A 17,355-nucleotide genomic window follows, 5' to 3' on the forward strand; every position below is an offset into this window, starting at 1 on the left:
AATAATCCCGACACTTGATTTATTTGTTTTATTCTTTCCGTTAAAATAGCACCATTAATTAAACAAATAAAAAGGTTTATTGTGGAAAAATCAAAAAAATTTAAAAGAATGGTAGCGAAACATCTTGTAGGTAGCTCGGTAAAATGTTTGGAATATCGTAAGAGTTTTACGAATGGGGAGTCTGTAACATTCATGTATGGAAATTATTATTCTGCGAGCAAGAAATTCACATTAATTCCTGAAGGTAACAGTCTGAAGATAAAAACTGGTAAAAACACATTCGAGCATGTCGTTAACTTTACGCCATATGATTCTATTGATGAAGAATACTCTGAAGCATTTAATAAAACATTAACAGAGGATGGTTTTGCGATAGATGAAGATCTTATGGACAGATATTTTAAACGATTTGAAGACTAGGGTATCGTTAGATACCCTTTTAATTAAATGCCATAGGTCGTATTGGTATGAGCCGCTTTTTGGGTATAGTCATTAGTTCTTTCATTATTAACCCAAACACTTGAGTTCTCTAATTCAGACATCATGTCATGCGTAAAACCATCAAAATTGTCCACGTAAGCTATCATTCTCTGTTGCTTAACATCATTGATGGTCAGCTCCCCTAACCCCTTTTGCAGCAGCTCTCTTGACGCTTCTACCTTATCAATTTTAAAAGCCTTATGATAATGTTTGGTATTAGATGACAGTTCAGAAGCTATCGCTATCCAAGATTCATTTCCGCTCTTGTTAACTGCATCCAAGAGCGCTGAAGCTGCCTGGTTAATTTTTTCCGTTTTACCACTAGGACTTGATTTGTGTATATGCTCCAAGAACTGTTCAGTAACTAAACCGAATTCGAACTGTTGATTAACTCTATCCAGGTCATCCTTTGTTTTTACACGGTCTATAGCAGTTAATGAATGTTCCACAAAATCCCGATTAAAGTCATAATCAATGACTTTAGTAGCTATAATCTCAGCCATTTTTTCAATATCAGAGTTTGTTAGACGATGAAATTGTTCAGGGTCTTTATTGTATAGTGACTTCACGAAAGCCAAGCTAGGAACTGTTCTGTGCGTAGGGTTATGACTCCCTTCGTTTTCGATCTCTTTATTGTGAGCACGGACAACGGCTTTCCTGTCTCTGATCGCTTCATTCAAAAACTCATTAATGAATTCCTGGCTAGCACCAGACTCATGAAGTACATTGATGGTCTTTGCGCTCCCAATTACATCTGAAGAGTTTTCGAGCATGTATAACTGCTTTTGAGAGAAAATGAGCTTTGCTGCATCAATTGCGCCTACTTGCTGGTGTTCTACTGAATGACCAGCTTCATGCATCATTACAAACAAAGTCATCGCTCTTGCAATATCTTCGTTAACTGGGTTTTGCGATCTGAAATCTTTGTATACAGCCTGATTAACATATGAGTAATTGATATCCGCATTGAGTGGATTAGGATCTTGAATATGCCTTGAAGCAAGAGACTTTTCATCTTGTAGTATATCCTTTAGCATCCTATTCCAATCGTAAACATCTGGGTCAATACCAAACTCACTCAAGTCATTACGAATACTGTCTGATGCATCTTTATCATGACTGAACTCAAACACTACCACTTTATCATCATACAATGGGTGCTTATATAAACCACTTTTACTATGGTCAACAATATCAGTAAATGTGTTGCCGTTCACTTCAGCAATTTGCTTTTGACCATAACTCATATCGATAGAATCCTGAACACTTTGCATAGCAGGTGACGCACAGCCTGCAAGAGCCATTGATGAAGCAAGTGCTATTGCTTTCATTGCTCTCATAGTAAGAAAGCCTGAGTTCCCATGCTCTATGCACACACTATCTTTCAAAACCCCTAGCAAGTTTTTTGTTGAAATTTTTGCCATAACTATTTCTTATTGTTTGTATTAATTAAAATTTAGAAAACTTCGTTTTCACGACCAATTGGGCTTACTGTCTGTGCGTCTTCAAATTCTGATTTTTCGTTTAAAAACGCTATTACTAGATATTCGACTTCATTAATTTTAGGGATTAAATGACTTTTGATGCCTTTAAGGACTAAGATTTTTGATTTTGATTGTGATATCTCAGATGGCTCTATGAAGAGATCTTCATTTTCAAGTCTGAAAGCATAGCCATCAAGATTGCATTTATGCTCTGAAGACAAACCAAAAGTAACAGCAAATCTAGATTCGAAAGCTAAGAAGTCTGTAATTTTATTTTCCATTTTCAAGTTCTCTTTAATTATTTCTTTGATTATGCCGTAATCAGGAAACATGATCCATCAAATAGGGTCTCAATCATTGAACTCACCTGAGAATTAAAAAAGAATAGGCTCCCTACCCTTACTTAAAGCACTCATTGGTATCAAATGACACTGTATTCGATAGCCAATACTGATATTATTAGATTAAACATTTCACACTCTTTGATATTGTTTATTTTATATTTGTTAAGTTATAACCCCATTAATATCATAAGTGAACAATATTCCAATATTTTTCTACACTTGAGTTAGTTTTAAACAAAAATTCATTGTTAAAACCAACTCCATAATGTACAATTTTCTCGAAATCTAATTAATTAAACTTTAAATAAACAAGTAAAAAGGAATAATAAAATGGCACTTAAAAAAGCACATGCTACCGCACTTGAAGATTTACTTAATCTTGCAAATCGCTTCTACAAGTTTTCTGGTGACGTTAAAGGCGTTGAAAGCGAGTTCGAATCTGACTTCAATGAGCTGATGAAAGAGTCAAACACAAAAATCACTCTTGTAGAGCGTGATGGTAAACTTGAAGCTGATGTTGTAGAGCTACAACGCGACTTTCTTAAAGTTGTACACAAAAACGAAGAAAACATCTCTATTAAGTCCAAAACCCTTGGCGTGGAAATTGAAGTTAAGGTTTGGCGACAAGATAAGTTTGAGCACACAAACGAACAAATTCGCACAGCTCTCCTTCAGCTAGCTGACCAAATCGAAATCATCCCTACTGAAGCAAAAGATATTGATGAAGATATTTTGATCAAGGGCATCGACTTGTTCAAAAAGACTGAAACAGAATCTGAAGATGAAGATCTGCATGAAGAAGAAGAAGTAGAAGCTGAAGAGCTTGAAGAAGACCAAGATGAAGATCTAGAAGAAGAAGAGCAAGAAGAACTTGAAGAAGAGTAATTCCTTCTTGTTATAAGACTTTATGCTGAAAGGCTCGAAATCAACATTTCGAGCCTTTTAATATATATTTTACATTAAAATATACACCCTATTTATTTTAAGTCTGAGTCTACCCAATAGCGCCAAGTGCTCCATCTAAATCTAATGAGCCTAAGCGAGTTAATTTAGGTGGTGGTGAAAGGCGCACCACCACGAAGTGGTGGCTTTAATCAAAACCTTCCTGCTGATCCAAATACTGTTTTACGATGTCTAGCGGCGCACCTCCACAACTAACCAAACAATAGCTCCTGCTGTAAAAAACGGGCTTCCAGTAAAACTTACCCAAGTGCTCAGAAAACTCCTTTCTTACCAGTCTTGATGTGGCAGTTTTTAGACTATTCACCATTTTACTTGGTTGTATTTTAGGATTAAATCGCTGCTGTGATGATAGAAAATGAGAAAATAATCCCTAAATTTACATAATCTTGACTGGTAAGATTCGAAAACATATAATTCTCCATTAATTAAGGCTAGCACCCTGCTAGCCTTTGTATTTACTTTATATTAAGTTTGTTTTTTTGATTTAACATCTGGTTCTTCATCATCAAAATCATGCGATGAGTCTTCTCCGTAACGTTCTTCTGATTCGTCTGCTTTAGGCGCTACAGAAGCAAAATCAATCTGCTCAGCTTTCTCTTGATATTTAATTGAAATTCCACGGTAAACACCTTTCAATTTGGTAACAATTAGCTCTTTCAAATGAGCAACCAAATCATCAGAAACATGATAGATAAAGCTAGGTAAGAAGCCTAGAATCCAACATGCAATTTTTTCCTTGTTTGAAGTGATCTTCATTTGCTCTTTGATTTTTGCTGCTTGTGATTGAGCTTGAGATACACAAATTTCACCTGATGAGACACTTTCTTTCAACTGTTCTAGCTTTTGAATTGACTCAATATTGAGTACAGCATATCTAGATCTTGACCATAAGATACCAAGCGCCAAGTACCCCACTGCACAACCTAGAATCTCATACCAGGCTAAATCGCCAGTACAAGCGAGCAGAACAAAACCGAAGAAAGACAGGGCTGCGGTTGTTTTTAGGTTTTCACAAAATGCCATGTAAATACTAAATACAAAGAGAACACCAAATATGACAAATGGCATTGCAAAAAAACCAAGTAAGGTTTCCATAAATTTTTCCTTTTTTATTGAAGATTTTTATGGAGTGTATACTCTGACCCAGCGCAATACAATTAGAATTACAAATAAAAAGCCCCTTTCGGGGCTTTTTTGTTTAGACCTTAATCTTAGAAGTTAAGTTATTAAGGAGCATTTTCAAACTATCTTGCGATTGCTTTTCAGGTATTGGTTCTTCAGCATAGTCATCAAATGCAAACTTTTTAGAAATAAATCCTATTCCTTTTTCAGCTTCGCTTTCACTTGCAACTACGTTCTTACCACCAAGCCTTTCCAGCTCAATCAACGTATTAGAAACATCAACTTTTTCGCCAGCACCTTGCTCGACAGTCTTCATTAGTCTTTCAACAAATGAAGTTTCAATGCTTTCAACACTTTCCCTAATAGACAAATCAGGACGGTTTTGCTCTTGAACAACGTCAAGGTATCCTGACTCCATCTCTTCAGCAATTTCTTGTTCTTTAGTTTTGACTTCAGGAGAAGATTTCTCTTGCCCTTCACTCATCACCTTGCTTTTCGCAAGATCAAGAATCTCTTTAGCAGATGGTTCTTTTTCCGTACTAGATGAAGGATTCGCTTGCTTAGCTTCTGATGGCTTAGAAAGGTTCTCTTCTGCTTTGACCTTATCCTTTGAAGGCTCTACTTCTTTTGCCGCAACAGGCTTAGCTTTCGCCTTAGGAGCAGCTTTAACAGCAGGTTTAGCTGTCTTCGGAGTATTGTCCTCTAGAGATTTAGCGTTAAGAATTTCATCACGCATAACTTCTCTTAACTCATACGTACCAATAGCCATTTGAGCTGAATCTGAAATTGATAGTTTGTGGTCAATACACATATTCAAATCAGAAATTAACTGTACGATACCAGGGTCAGACTCAAGATCACTAAAGTCTTGCTTTTCTTCTTCTTCCCATAGTCTCTTAAGTTTTTGGCAAGCATTGTTGTACTTATCCAAAATAGCTCTAGAAGGCTTATCAACCATCATAAACTTGTTTAGCTTGGCTTCTTCAACCTCATGCGGATCCGCAAAGTATAGAGAGCATCTTTCTAGTTTATCACCATTGATTACATGAGCTTTACCAGGTGGCTGCTGAACCAAGTCGCGTAGACTCATACGTTTAACAAGTTCAACCTGAGTATTCTTCATTTGTTTGTACAGAGAACCAATAGCAGCATCATCTTTTCCTTCGTGACCTGGAAGCCTTGCTAAATAAGCCTCACCTGCACGATCTTGCATAATTTGAAGCGTCTCTTTTGGATCTTCAAGTTTCATACAGACTTTTATATTGGTATTCGCAACAGTTGCAGCAGCTTCTTCTTCTGATGCTTTCTTTAGCGACTGATAATCCTGTCCAGCGAACACAACCGACACCCCCAAAGATCGGGCTTGGGCGGCAACGACCGCAAAACCTTTTACCGCATAGTATCCGTATTCGTCCATTATCATTATGAATGGTACGGAACATTTAGTAGGCTTCTTATCGATAACATTTATCTTCAGACCTTCAAGCTCATCACCAAGTGCTGGAGCCAAAGCTGAACGAACACCAGCCACCACTAACTTGCCTAATCCTGCAAGCGCATCAGGGTCTTTCTCTAAACTTGGCAGTATTACAAACAACACTCGACGGTTAAACACGACATCTTTATAATCAACTTCGCCAAGCTTAGCTGAGAAGATATGACCATACGTCTCCGCCAAATCTGCCATGATTTCAGTAAGTTGCATCGTCAGATAACCATGTTGTTCATAGGCTTTTTGTTCAATTGTACCCATTAAAGCATCTTGCTCTTTGTAACCTGGCAAGTCTTGAAGGTATTTTTGGATAGAATTTAGAACACTTGGTTTGAAGTCTTCACGCATAGAAAGTTGCACAATCCTATCGAGAGGCATGTGGTCACGGATGGTGTCGATATCCAGATTTATCTCTCCAGAGTTCCTCATAGCAGTTAGTGCTTTAAGAAGAGTTCCTAACATTGATGATGCGCGACCTTTCCACATATCATCACCACCACCATCACGCATTAGACCTACAATCAATGATCTGAGCTGTTCTGAGGATCCGTGAGCAAAGGGGTTTGAAGTATTGGATTTACGCTTAAGGGACGGTTTACCATCCATCGTCGTGTCTTCTTCACCTGTTAAGTAGTTAATAACAAGCAAATCATCGACTTTATCGACCTTTCTACAGAAACTGAAAACGAGCCACCATACAGTATTATCCCCTTTTCCGTCCACGTATAGACAGCCTGATCCGAACATCATGCTTTGGTATAATACCCCTAATAAAAATCTGGTCTTTCCGCTCCCTGTAGTCCCGAACACGAGCATGTGCGTTCTCAAATCATCATCTGAGAACCATAATGCGGATTTATCTATGATTGAGTTACCTAAGAGAAGAAGACCTTTACCACTGCCCTTGAGTGGCTTTTTCTTATCGTCTACAGCAGAGATGGGTTCATGAAAGATATACTCTTTCACTTTTCGTTTTTGATATGGGTAATACATCATTGCCAAAACAAACAATGCTTCAGCAAGTATGACATTTCCCATTATTGGAGCAGCTAAGATAAGCAATCCAAGACCTAGCATTACCTCACCCGAGTTGTTATAGGTAAGATCTCGGAAAGATTCCATTGTTGTTCTGGTATCTTTCTTTACTAGTCCTGGTTGCAAATCTTCGTTTGCAGTTACACCATGAACTTGTACACTCATTATTATGCCTTTCTTATAATTTATTTATTTCTTTATTATTTATTATTAAATAATCTTGTGCGAGATTTATTTATTATAATTCAGTTAGGATTTTATATTGAAATCAAAACAAAATCCAGAAAGATGAGGTAAATGAATAAAATTTTGAAGGTCAGGTTATACCTGACCATTAAAACGACACTTTCCTTTTCTCACATGTAAATTTCCGCTTCCAATTCTCCACATGTGCTCCCTTAAGTCTTCTTCAGTAAACAATATTTCCTGATTTGGATTTTTCATTAAATAGAATACATGATCAGGCTCTTTCTTCCTGAAAATATTCAATTTTCCGATTGCTGATAATATTTTTTTCATAATTTATTCTCTAGATTTAAGAATACAGCCCCTAAGGGCTGCATAAGTTACTCTGAGTAGCCTTCTCGCTCATGAAGCTTAAGCTCAAGTTTTAGTGCATTAACTGCTTCACTGACTTCAGCATTCATCAATGGCTCGCCAATTACCTGTTCAACCAACCAATGCGCAAAAGGACCAGAACACTCTACAAACGATACTTTTCTACCGTGGGAAGATAAACAGTAGTACAGAACTCTATCGTGCTGCTTAACCCATCCAAGCTCACCCATATCAATTACACCAACACTTCTAGCTCTACCAAATAAACTCATCAAGCCACACCTGATAAATGCATGGTTTGCCAAAATATCTTGCGCATCAGCTTCTTTAATTGGAACAAAGTATTTATCATTTCTGATATACGTTAGAATTCTTCGCTTATCTAGGAACATGCCGCGTGTCATTTTTTGCTTCTTCTTCTTAGCTTCTGCAATTTCAGCGTCAATATCTTCCTTTAGAAGTTTGTATATTTGAGCATTAGGAGGCGTTAACTTCGAAACATTAATCTTTGGAGCATTTGGAACTTTGATGATCGAAGAAATATATTTTTTGAACTTTGGAATGTTCTCTACATGGTTAATTTCCATTCTCTTAATGAAGAAGTCGTAAACCCCTTTCTCAACATCATTTAGAGACTTAATACCAGTAAATCTATTACCCATTTGAGCTATAAAAGCTCTCTCAGCCAAGTCCATGTCAAAACCGACATCACCATCCCAAATTGCTTTGAACTGGTTACTTTTCTTCGCTTCGTCTTCCAGACCCAACGGTGGAGATAAAAGAGCAAAATCTGATGGATCCAAGGAACATCCATATTGATATGTATCTTCCTTCATGTCCCTATCGTAGCGAACAGACTTGTATTCAGGTTTATCCTTCACATATGGCTTAAGGTGAGGGTAAATTTCTGAAAGCTCTGACAGCAATGTATCGTGGTTATAGATGGTATCGATCTTAGTCGTAGACATAGAACGTTTGAATCCAAGGTAAATAACCCAAACAGCGAAAGGCCAAGTTACCCAGCCAGATAAGTGATCATTGATGCTGAACACAGTATCTTTATGAATTAGGTCGTATGGTTGACTCCATATGTAATCAAATAGACCTTTTATTTCCATTTTTCCGTAGATTGGGAACCAATCTGGTAAAACATAGAATAATGAAAGTTCAGCAAGTTTTATCCATTTCCATAGAAAAACCAGCCAAGAATAATGCGTACTAACAAACCAGCAGAGGGCTAAAAAGCCCACTGCTGCTGCTATGTAAAACATATCATTGTCTTGTTGAGGATTTTGTTGACTCATTTTTTATTCTCTTTATTAATTATTCAATTTATCCACCAAATTTCGCCCCAAGCATTTCAAGAGGATCAATGAAATCGTCATCGTCATCGTCATCATTGAAAACATCAGATTCTCCATCACCTAGATCAAATCCGACAAACCCCTCTTCTTCATTTTGAATCATTAAATCAGGGTCGATAATCTCTTCATCAAAACTGACTGGTTTTACTGCTTCTTTCTTAATTACTTGGCTTTCATTTGATTTATTAATGTTTTCTTCATTTTTACTTATGCTTTTAGACTCTTGAACACGCTTATTTTCTTCTCTAACTGACTCATTAAATTGTCGAGAATCACTTTGCTTCCTAACATCCGATGGGCTTTCAGAAGCTGGTGGATGAGGATTTCTTTCCATTTCTCTCTGTTCAGAGCTATCCCTTACCTCAGTCCCATGCTCACTTTCTGGATAATTCATACCAGGTGGCATCATGTGCGGAGGATAAGGATATGGATAAGACGCGGGAGAAGGAAAACTTTGTTGATTGGCGGGGTTAACCCCGCCTCTCATCATCTCAAACATTTGCATCATTCTGAACATATCATCAGGGCTAGGTTGAGGCGCTTGCTGTGTAGCAGGCGCTTTCTTCATTATTCCTGATAGCATCTCAACGACCATTTTCAGGTCATTTTCGTTCACTGAATGCTCTACAGACTGTTGAGAATCCATATGCCTAATGAGAGTGTTATATCCAACTTTTATCAGAGTTCTTATTGCTTCTGAACGCTCCATTCCCTTTGGGTGTTCAGCAATATAATCAGCTATTTCAGAGTCAAGTTTTTTATCTGTGTACAGATTTAAGGTATATCTAACTCTCATTATTTAGATACCTTATTTTTTTAATGCTGTTTCAATGAATTTAGCCATTCCGCGAGCATTAGCAAAACCAGGGTCTTTAACAATGTTTTGGTTACGGAACCAGCCTTGAAGCTCATGCTCTACAGCTACAGTTGTTCCACCTACAAAGTTTACGCTATCAAGATCCGCCGCAGAACCTAAACGTCTGCTAACTTCCGCATGAATCTTAGCCATTTCTTGCTTGATAGCTAATTCGATAAACTCAGATACATCATAGTCAGTTCCCCAAGCGCGGAACATTTTAGTTTTCATCACTTGGTTCATTTGAGCAGTAGTAGGAATAACATCGTACTCGTCTGAAATCTTCTCTTTAACAAGATTCTCAATGTTCAGCATACCAGCTTCAATAGTAGTAGATTTGTCGGTTTCAATATTGCAGTCTTCAATAACTGCGATATCTGTAGTACGACCACCAATATCTACGAAAGCAGTTGGTACTGATGACTTGTCTTTGTTCATTGTCAGATTGCCAGTTTCAGGGTCGCGCTCAAGAACGTAATCCATCCATGCAGCAATACCTTCAGAAATGACGTGATGCTCAACAATACGTGGAATGTTAAGGTTTGATAGAGACTTACCATTAGTGCCGTATAAAACCTCTTTTACATCATTAAGGAGCAGGTTTTTACGCTTAGCCTTAATAAGAGGAAGGTTTTTATCCTTACCACGGTAATAACGTTTGTACGGTAGACCTGTAGCAATAGCAAGGCGGTTTGCGCCTGTAAAGCCAAGTGAAATTAAGGCGTGAGTAACCAGAACGCGGTTCATAGCGCTGATTGGGTAATCATCATTTGATGTAGCATCACTTTCTTTAATTTTACCAACAATGAATGCACCATCTTTGGTTTCATAAGGAAACACAGTTTTAGCACCACCATCAATGGAAATTTGCGTCATCTCACCTGCACGAGCTTGGGATGGAATTACGATCTTAACATCATCACTAACCCAGACTTTAGTTTCACGGAAACCATCGTCAACGCCTACGAAAGCTATCTTTTCTTTGTTATTTTCGCTCATTTTTACACCATGTTTTTCTATTATAATTAGTTTTTATTTATTAATTTATTGAGTTGTGGTGTATATTTTAAATTAATTGTTCAAATAGTCAAACAATTCAGAGCTTTTTAATGACAAATAAAAAGGTCGAGTTCATGGAACCCGACCTTCTTATGCTGCAACGACTTGAAGTCGTTTTTGTATGCTTTCTTTAACGCTTTTTATAGATGAAATAACAGACTCATTCGTGACATGCTTCTCAGCTCTATAGATACACCTCATGCACTCCCTTACTGAGCTGTTGTTGAAGTTATACTGCTTTGCCATTTTATAACTAATCTTTACAGCTAGATTTTGAAGTGATTGAATTTTTGGTTTTTTCTCTAATAAATCATCAATTTTTTTCAATGCATCATAAAGTTTATCATTCGCAATCAGCTCTGTTATCTCGTTTTGAGCATTTTCAACATAGTTTTTTAACTTAAGCCTTCTTGCATTTTTCTCTTCTAATTTTTTTCTAATTTGGGAGTATGTTTCATGAACCCCCATTTTCATCTTCATTCTTTCAACGAGGTTGTTAGCCATATCTTTATGGCATAGACCCAAGTAAAGAAACATTATGCATATCATCGAATCTGAATTGTTTTCAATAAACTCTTTGTGCTCAACATAAGTTCTATTGAGTAAGCTTAGCGCTTTTTGGTTTTCACCTGCCTCATGCAAATGGATCACTTTAAACAACGCCTGGTTAACATGGATAACCTTACTTTCTGGGAAGTTTTCATATCCACGATTCAAGTACTTAATGCTTTCCTTGATAGCATCAATCATTGGAACTTTAATTTTTGATTCCGCATAGTCACGTTTCAAATTTGCCATTTCCACATAGATGTCAGGATATGACTGCAATCTTTTTTCCAGCAAAGAGATGATTTTCTCGTATGAATCAATTGCTTGTTCATACTTCATTTCCTTAGCGTCAATCTTAGAAATTGCGAGACATGCCTTAATGTAGTCTGGACAGCAGCCAGTAACTTCCTTGTAGCACTTATAGGCTTCATCTGTATTACCTAGATTGTCGTAAATATCGCCAAGCAACAGGGTGGCTTTAATACTAGAAGGATGTTTTCGCTTGCAGATCAGTACTTCTTGAAGCGCTTCCTTGTATCGGCGCGTTGCTATAAGTGATTCAGCAAGATAGGTTCTTATCCATTCAGCCTCATTATTAACCAAAAGGAATCGACAAAAACTCTCTATATTTTTGTACATTTTCAGTTCTAGCATGGCTTGGATTTTTACTTTATATAGCCAGCCCCTGATTTGACCTGTATTAAAGTGCTTTTCAAGCTCATAAATAGATTCTAGTACTTCTTGATGATTACCTTCGCTTATAAGTTTTCGCAGTTTTAAAGTCATGATAATGTTTTGAGCATTAGCGAAAATTCTCTGACTTAAGACTTTTAATGTAAAAGGCTTAAGTATGATATCTTCTGCTTCAATTTGTATCATCTCGGCAATATTACGCTTAGTATGGTTGGAGCTGATAAATACAGTACACACCTTAGTATTTGACTCACGGATATGCTTAAAGAGTTCAACGTAGTTATCTTTTAACTCTGAATCAAAGTCGATAATAACCAAGTTAAACTTTTGTTTTTTGAATATGCGAGCGGCTTTATCAGGACTTGAAGCTAGTGTGACGTTGTGGATACCCATTGTGTAGCAATTTTTTCGAATGATTGCCTGAGTAAACTCCGAACTGTCTAAAATCAATACTTTTAATTTATTAGCGTCTTCTGCCGAAAACTTATGCATTTGATAAATTTACTTTATTAGTTAATTGGGCTGTCGATTATAATAATCAACAACCCTAAGTCAATACCTTATTGATTAAGTGCTCAAGAAAGAGTCAGCCTCTCAATTTTCTCTTTAGTTTTAGTGTATTCCGAGAATAGAGGGTGTCTATCACCAACATGACCTATTGATTCTAAAATTGTAAATGCCTGATTCAATAATCTTCCTGAGCCAAGATTCACATGGATTTCAATCAGGATATTTACAAACAACAATGATGATTCTAGGTTGTTTGGTCTTAGCATATAAGCCTTGCGACCAGCTTCTTCAGCCTCACTCAAATTCCCACTCTCAAACAACTCTTTCGCTTTCTCATACGACTCATTAGCCTTTTTAATCGCATCTGAGTTAATTTTAACATTTGAAAGCTCTGTCATTTCAGCAACATTTTGAAGCTTCATTAAACAGTCTGAGTCCAAGTTTAGCTTACCCGCCAGCTCAAGAATGTATTCCATTAGGTATCTGTTTTGCAGTAAAACTGATCTTTCTTTATTTTCGATAGAGCCGATGTGAAGCTTAAGCTTCTGAATATCTCCGCGTAGTGCTGTTTCTTTCAGCTTATACTCTAAAAACGCTGCTTTTAACCAAGTTTTCTGGTGCTTTCTGAAACCTCGACCAATAGCATTAGCCAATTTAGAAACAATTGTTGTACTTGCCGCTTCATTGGATACCCAGTATTTATTTCCATAATGAATCAATCGCTTATACGAATCCTCATCATCTTCTTTACAGTCAATCCTTAGCTTCATAGAATCAAGTTCAACTTCAACTGAACTCTTAAATTCTCCACATTCAAAAAGGCTTTTTGCATGACTAGCGAAAACATTAAACTCCATCACCCCATTAGCAATGATTGTTGATGTAAGAGATTTAGCGCTTGAGAAATCCCCAATGGACATAAACGCCTGTGACATTACAAACAACGCAGCATTCGTCATAGAGCCACCTTCAATCTCATCAGCATAAAGCATCAATGCTTCTGAAGGTCGATTGTCAGCAATTAGCAATTTAGCCATAAGGATCTTAGCTGTAGGATCGTTACGATCCATCATAAGGTCACTAAGCAAAAACTTGCACTTGTCTTTCATCCCTTGAGACATCAAAGATTCAAAAGTGACTTGCAGAAACCACTTATCCAAACCGCTAATTTGTCTGTTTTGTTTGGTGGATAAGCGTTTATGAAGCATCGATTGAAGAGACAGTGAATCTCCAGCGAGGAACATGCGTCTTGCGTCAGACGTTACAACGTAATTTTCTTTGGCAGCACGTAGAGCGAGAAGAGCATCGTTAATTTTGAATGGTCTGGGTATAACGATATCTGCCTGCTTATCTACTGGAATTGAGATCGATTCAACCAAATCATTAGTTACCACGACAGTAACCTGGCTAAACTTAATGTGATTAACCATCTTTAATGATTTTAAAGTCGAATACGATGACATACCCATGTCAATAATTACGGCATCAAATCTATCTCGCTGGAGGTGTGAAATTGCATCAGTTAGAGATAAACACACTTCATACTCATCAGAGGCAGGACTTTTAGCTAAAATTAACTTCCAGTCTTTCAGTGTTATAGATTTTGGGTGCGAAATGAGCAGGAATTTCATCTTCCCTCCTTTTAGAAGAGCCTAAATTATATTAGTGAGTAGTTGCATGTCAAGGTAAACACAATTAAACAGTTAAAATTTCCATATTTGGAAGCCGTGTCAAAAAACCCTTATAAATCAGATATGTTTTTATTTTGCAATCAATTGAAATGTAGAGAGTTGCATATTGTCGTGTTGCTTATGTTATACGCAAAAAATGAAAAAACTTAACCACTTGGTTAATAAAAGTTTCGCATTATTACAAGTATTGAAAATATTAAAAAATCGAATACTTTTCAAAAAAGTATCCAATATACAACCAATGTCGAAAAATCAAAAAACCCTACATCAATTGCAGGGTTTCTATTAACATTTTTTAATAACTAAAAGCGTCCTATAGAGCCAACTCAGGCTCTTTAGCCTTACTCTTAGAGTTACCAAAAGTGTTATTAAATGATTCTAGGTTAAGCTCATCTATGGACTCAAACTCACTAACGTCGAAATTTTCCATGTCATACACACGAAGATCACAACTGGTCACGTTATCCATAGGATACTTATCTTCATTACTTTGGATGAACCTTAAGTCTTCCAGTACCTGACTTAAGTTTAGAGACGTAGCCATAGAAGACGCTTCCAATGAGTCTAGCTGCTTTTCACCCTCAAATACTTGCAAAGTATCTTCTAACTCAATCATCCCAACAAGCTCTCTTTCTGAGTACTCCTGGCTATCATACTCACCATCAACAATGATCTTGATGGTATCCTTATCCCACATCATTTGGCTTTTAATTGTCATAAGAGGTTCATTCGAGAGATTTACAACCTCCATCTCAAACTCATCTTCATTGATAACCATATTGAATGCGAAACCACGCTTTATCACTTTTTCCAACCTGCTTAAAGCCGCACTCAAGGATAGAAGTGATTGCTCTTTAGGAGTCGGTTTAATTGAAGTGACCTTTTCAAACATTTCTGCTTTAAACAGTAAAGAGTTTGGGTCTTGCCCATTTACTGTAGATTCCGTTTCAAATGGGATGCTTAGACCAAGCTTTTCATTTAGGTTGTGAATAGCCGCGTTTCTTGTATTTAGTTGTTTCATCGCAATTCTCGTTATTTTTTATTTATTAATTAAATTATACCCTACGAAATAAAAAAAGCCCATCTATGATGGGCTAAAAAACAAGATAACTATCGCGTCCGTTACTTAAATCACTGTCTAAAACTAACAATGAGAAGTTAACCTAGAAAAATAAAGTATGTGTAACTCTATGATTAAAATTTACTACAAATATTTTTTATTTAATATAAAAAACACCTGTAAGTGTGACGACGATCATGCAATTATTTTACTCTCTAGAATGGACGTATTGATAAAAGTCAGTATAATGAGCGCAAATGAAACTAGAATTGACTGAAAAACATACAAATTATTGTTGATTCAAGCGTTTTTAATAACTAATGCAATTTAACAGTAGGCTTCAAATGGTTCATACAGACTCAACATCATCGGCAGCTAAAAGCCCATGCGTGAAAAGACTTCTTCATGCCTGTGCTTATGTTACCAACTTCAAAAACTCTAGTGGTGATTGTAAGCTTCGCGCTGAAAATCTTAAGAAAAAATTAAAATCTGGTAGCTGCAATTCTGAAGAAGTAATAAATGACCTTGTAGTGATTATTGGACAGTTAACAAGTGTTAATGATTCAACCTCAGAAAATTCACCGCTTACAAAAGAAACCACTGTGTCCGACAAGGACGTTAAGGATGTAGAGAAGGCTGTAAATGAGGTGTTTGAAGGAAATCCAGATTCTCCTGTTCGACTAGGGCTTCTTAACAAGTTAAATGCAAATAGAAATTGCGCATTCTCTGTAATGCGTCAACTGGTTAACTTTGCCATCATAGAAGCTCGTAACCGCGCCGAACGAGAGCGTCAATTAATGACTAACATTGAAGGTGCTGTATCTAGTCTTATTACCAAATCAAAGAGTGCTAAAGAAGCAGAAAGCTCTCACATCGCTGATACAGTAAGCTTTATTCGCGATATGACTAACTCATCAGCTTCACTGAAAGACGAGATAGGTAGCGATAGCGCCCTAAACAATCCCAAGGTGATTGGACTAATTTCAAGCATTGAAAGCCAATTGAACGCCCAAGCGATCAGTCAAAAGACATACCAGGATAAAGCCGAATCTCTCTTAATCGCTCAGCAAGCCCAAGTTGACAACTTGCTTGCTGAAACAGAGAATTTGAAGAAACAGCTATTGGAAACAAAAAAACTTGCTGAAACTGACTCGTTAACAAGACTAAAAAATCGCAGGTCTTTTGAAATCAAGAAGGCAGAGAATAAAAGCTTAAACAAGCCATTTTCTTTCGCGATTATTGATATCGACCACTTCAAGAAAATTAATGATAACTTTGGTCATGCGGCTGGGGATATGGTGATCAAGTCATTCTCCGATATTCTTCATTCAATTTCGTCATCGACAGTTCACCCATACAGAATCGGGGGTGAAGAGTTTGGTGTAATTATTGACGGTGAATATAATGCGCATCACTTATCAATGATGCGGTATATTAGAGTCTCAGCAGCAAAAGATACATGTAACACTCCATATGGTGATATCTCATATACAGTATCAATCGGTCAATCTTCATCTAAAGAAGGCGATAAGTTTGTTGAAATGGCTGACCGAAGATTATACAAATCCAAGGAGTCTGGAAGAAACATGATTACCTATATGAAAAAGGCGATTCAAAAATGACAAAATCAAAAATTTCCTTATCCGCCCTAAATGGTATGCAAAAGAAATACGAAACCTCTACCATAACAATGAGAGCATGGCTCTCTGTATCGGTTATTTTCTTTGTGATAATGGTGCTTAAAGGCTCATACTTTTCACCCCAATCGCTACTACCCTCACCAGAGCTACTATTTGTTTTGAGTGGATTGGTAATCTCTGCATTCCTCTATGACAGAAACAAGAGAATTTCGAATCAGATTGAAGAACTCATTGAGGAAGATGAGCAAAAACTACTTAAAGATAAATTTATTAATCGCTTATCGGGGATGAAAACTAAAGGTGGCACCGTTAAGCTTATCTTTCAGAAATATGGAGTGCTTGGTTGCATTGACCAAAAAACCAACCTAACTCCGTTCCAAAGAGCTAGATTGGTTTTATGCACACAGCATCTAATCAGAGAGAACTACTTTTGACTATGAACACGCAAACGCGTG

At 37.0% G+C, this 17,355-nt stretch carries 15 protein-coding genes and 1 pseudogene; 4 read left to right on the forward strand and 12 right to left on the reverse strand.

Going from position 1 to position 17,355, the window contains the following annotated elements; all coding sequences use genetic code 11:
- The first annotated feature begins 81 nt into the window (after nucleotides 1–81).
- On the forward strand, nucleotides 82–420 hold the full coding sequence (locus R7Q39_RS22080) for a hypothetical protein (protein WP_318076840.1): 339 nt from the start codon (nucleotides 82–84) through the stop codon (nucleotides 418–420).
- Nucleotides 421–443: 23 nt separating this feature from the next.
- Here R7Q39_RS22080 and R7Q39_RS22085 read toward each other — a convergent pair whose 3' ends face one another.
- Together R7Q39_RS22085 and R7Q39_RS22090 are read right to left on the reverse strand one after the other, a co-directional pair.
- Complete coding sequence (locus R7Q39_RS22085; protein ID WP_318076841.1) at nucleotides 444–1,904, reverse strand: hypothetical protein; 1,461 nt, start codon at nucleotides 1,902–1,904, stop codon at nucleotides 444–446.
- Between the two features lie 32 nt (nucleotides 1,905–1,936).
- On the reverse strand, nucleotides 1,937–2,245 hold the full coding sequence (locus tag R7Q39_RS22090) for a hypothetical protein (protein ID WP_258667573.1): 309 nt from the start codon (nucleotides 2,243–2,245) through the stop codon (nucleotides 1,937–1,939).
- A gap of 393 nt (nucleotides 2,246–2,638) precedes the next feature.
- Between R7Q39_RS22090 and R7Q39_RS22095 the strand changes: the two genes are divergently transcribed.
- The gene (locus R7Q39_RS22095; RefSeq protein WP_318076842.1) at nucleotides 2,639–3,193 is read left to right on the forward strand and encodes a hypothetical protein; all 555 of its coding nucleotides are present in this window, start codon (nucleotides 2,639–2,641) and stop codon (nucleotides 3,191–3,193) included.
- Between the two features lie 205 nt (nucleotides 3,194–3,398).
- On the opposite strand, the pseudogene R7Q39_RS29305 reads toward R7Q39_RS22095, so the two are convergent.
- The 10 genes and pseudogenes from R7Q39_RS29305 to R7Q39_RS22140 form a co-directional block, all read right to left on the reverse strand.
- Nucleotides 3,399–3,596: pseudogene (locus tag R7Q39_RS29305) on the reverse strand (transposase); the annotation flags it as partial.
- Nucleotides 3,597–3,736: 140 nt separating this feature from the next.
- Nucleotides 3,737–4,366 carry a hypothetical protein gene (locus R7Q39_RS22100; RefSeq protein WP_318076843.1) on the reverse strand — a complete coding sequence of 210 codons (630 nt, stop codon included), beginning with the start codon at nucleotides 4,364–4,366 and terminating at the stop codon, nucleotides 3,737–3,739.
- Between the two features lie 103 nt (nucleotides 4,367–4,469).
- Nucleotides 4,470–7,085, reverse strand: a complete 2,616-nt coding sequence (locus tag R7Q39_RS22105; protein WP_318076844.1) for a type IV secretory system conjugative DNA transfer family protein — start codon at nucleotides 7,083–7,085, stop codon at nucleotides 4,470–4,472.
- 156 nt (nucleotides 7,086–7,241) lie between these two features.
- Nucleotides 7,242–7,439, reverse strand: a complete 198-nt coding sequence (locus R7Q39_RS22110) for a hypothetical protein (RefSeq protein ID WP_318076845.1) — start codon at nucleotides 7,437–7,439, stop codon at nucleotides 7,242–7,244.
- A 47-nt stretch (nucleotides 7,440–7,486) separates the two neighbouring features.
- On the reverse strand, nucleotides 7,487–8,782 hold the full coding sequence (locus R7Q39_RS22115; RefSeq protein WP_318076846.1) for a hypothetical protein: 1,296 nt from the start codon (nucleotides 8,780–8,782) through the stop codon (nucleotides 7,487–7,489).
- Between the two features lie 28 nt (nucleotides 8,783–8,810).
- On the reverse strand, nucleotides 8,811–9,638 hold the full coding sequence (locus R7Q39_RS22120; RefSeq protein ID WP_318076847.1) for a hypothetical protein: 828 nt from the start codon (nucleotides 9,636–9,638) through the stop codon (nucleotides 8,811–8,813).
- Between the two features lie 12 nt (nucleotides 9,639–9,650).
- Nucleotides 9,651–10,697: a ParM/StbA family protein gene (locus R7Q39_RS22125; RefSeq protein WP_020331349.1), complete on the reverse strand. Its 1,047-nt coding sequence runs from the start codon at nucleotides 10,695–10,697 to the stop codon at nucleotides 9,651–9,653.
- A gap of 150 nt (nucleotides 10,698–10,847) precedes the next feature.
- Entirely contained in the window at nucleotides 10,848–12,491 is a 1,644-nt protein-coding gene (locus R7Q39_RS22130; RefSeq protein WP_318076848.1) for a response regulator, read from the reverse strand.
- An 83-nt stretch (nucleotides 12,492–12,574) separates the two neighbouring features.
- Entirely contained in the window at nucleotides 12,575–14,140 is a 1,566-nt protein-coding gene (locus R7Q39_RS22135) for a hypothetical protein (protein ID WP_318076849.1), read from the reverse strand.
- A gap of 373 nt (nucleotides 14,141–14,513) precedes the next feature.
- Nucleotides 14,514–15,221 (reverse strand): hypothetical protein, encoded by a 708-nt coding sequence (locus tag R7Q39_RS22140; protein ID WP_318076850.1) that lies wholly within the window; start codon nucleotides 15,219–15,221, stop codon nucleotides 14,514–14,516.
- Between the two features lie 383 nt (nucleotides 15,222–15,604).
- Here R7Q39_RS22140 and R7Q39_RS22145 point away from each other — a divergent pair, with 383 nt between their 5' ends.
- Both R7Q39_RS22145 and R7Q39_RS22150 read left to right on the forward strand, forming a co-directional pair.
- Entirely contained in the window at nucleotides 15,605–16,882 is a 1,278-nt protein-coding gene (locus tag R7Q39_RS22145) for a GGDEF domain-containing protein (RefSeq protein WP_318076851.1), read from the forward strand.
- On the forward strand, nucleotides 16,879–17,334 hold the full coding sequence (locus R7Q39_RS22150; RefSeq protein ID WP_318076852.1) for a hypothetical protein: 456 nt from the start codon (nucleotides 16,879–16,881) through the stop codon (nucleotides 17,332–17,334). The genes R7Q39_RS22145 and R7Q39_RS22150 overlap by 4 nt, the downstream gene beginning before the upstream one ends.
- The last annotated feature ends 21 nt before the right edge of the window (nucleotides 17,335–17,355 follow it).

Source organism: Vibrio sp. 947, assembly GCF_033339115.1.
In the GTDB taxonomy this organism is placed as follows: domain Bacteria; phylum Pseudomonadota; class Gammaproteobacteria; order Enterobacterales; family Vibrionaceae; genus Vibrio; species Vibrio alginolyticus.

Bases quoted from the DNA above. Each gene is read 5' to 3' on its own strand.
- R7Q39_RS22085 (WP_318076841.1), bottom strand. From the start codon at position 1,904: ATGGCAAAAATTTCAACAAAAAACTTGCTAGGGGTTTTGAAAGATAGT.
- R7Q39_RS22090 (WP_258667573.1), bottom strand. From the start codon at position 2,245: ATGGAAAATAAAATTACAGACTTCTTAGCTTTCGAATCTAGATTTGCT.
- R7Q39_RS22095 (WP_318076842.1), top strand. From the start codon at position 2,639: ATGGCACTTAAAAAAGCACATGCTACCGCACTTGAAGATTTACTTAAT.
- R7Q39_RS22100 (WP_318076843.1), bottom strand. From the start codon at position 4,366: ATGGAAACCTTACTTGGTTTTTTTGCAATGCCATTTGTCATATTTGGT.
- R7Q39_RS22105 (WP_318076844.1), bottom strand. From the start codon at position 7,085: ATGAGTGTACAAGTTCATGGTGTAACTGCAAACGAAGATTTGCAACCA.
- R7Q39_RS22110 (WP_318076845.1), bottom strand. From the start codon at position 7,439: ATGAAAAAAATATTATCAGCAATCGGAAAATTGAATATTTTCAGGAAG.
- R7Q39_RS22115 (WP_318076846.1), bottom strand. From the start codon at position 8,782: ATGAGTCAACAAAATCCTCAACAAGACAATGATATGTTTTACATAGCA.
- R7Q39_RS22120 (WP_318076847.1), bottom strand. From the start codon at position 9,638: ATGAGAGTTAGATATACCTTAAATCTGTACACAGATAAAAAACTTGAC.
- R7Q39_RS22125 (WP_020331349.1), bottom strand. From the start codon at position 10,697: ATGAGCGAAAATAACAAAGAAAAGATAGCTTTCGTAGGCGTTGACGAT.
- R7Q39_RS22130 (WP_318076848.1), bottom strand. From the start codon at position 12,491: ATGCATAAGTTTTCGGCAGAAGACGCTAATAAATTAAAAGTATTGATT.
- R7Q39_RS22135 (WP_318076849.1), bottom strand. From the start codon at position 14,140: ATGAAATTCCTGCTCATTTCGCACCCAAAATCTATAACACTGAAAGAC.
- R7Q39_RS22140 (WP_318076850.1), bottom strand. From the start codon at position 15,221: ATGAAACAACTAAATACAAGAAACGCGGCTATTCACAACCTAAATGAA.
- R7Q39_RS22145 (WP_318076851.1), top strand. From the start codon at position 15,605: ATGGTTCATACAGACTCAACATCATCGGCAGCTAAAAGCCCATGCGTG.
- R7Q39_RS22150 (WP_318076852.1), top strand. From the start codon at position 16,879: ATGACAAAATCAAAAATTTCCTTATCCGCCCTAAATGGTATGCAAAAG.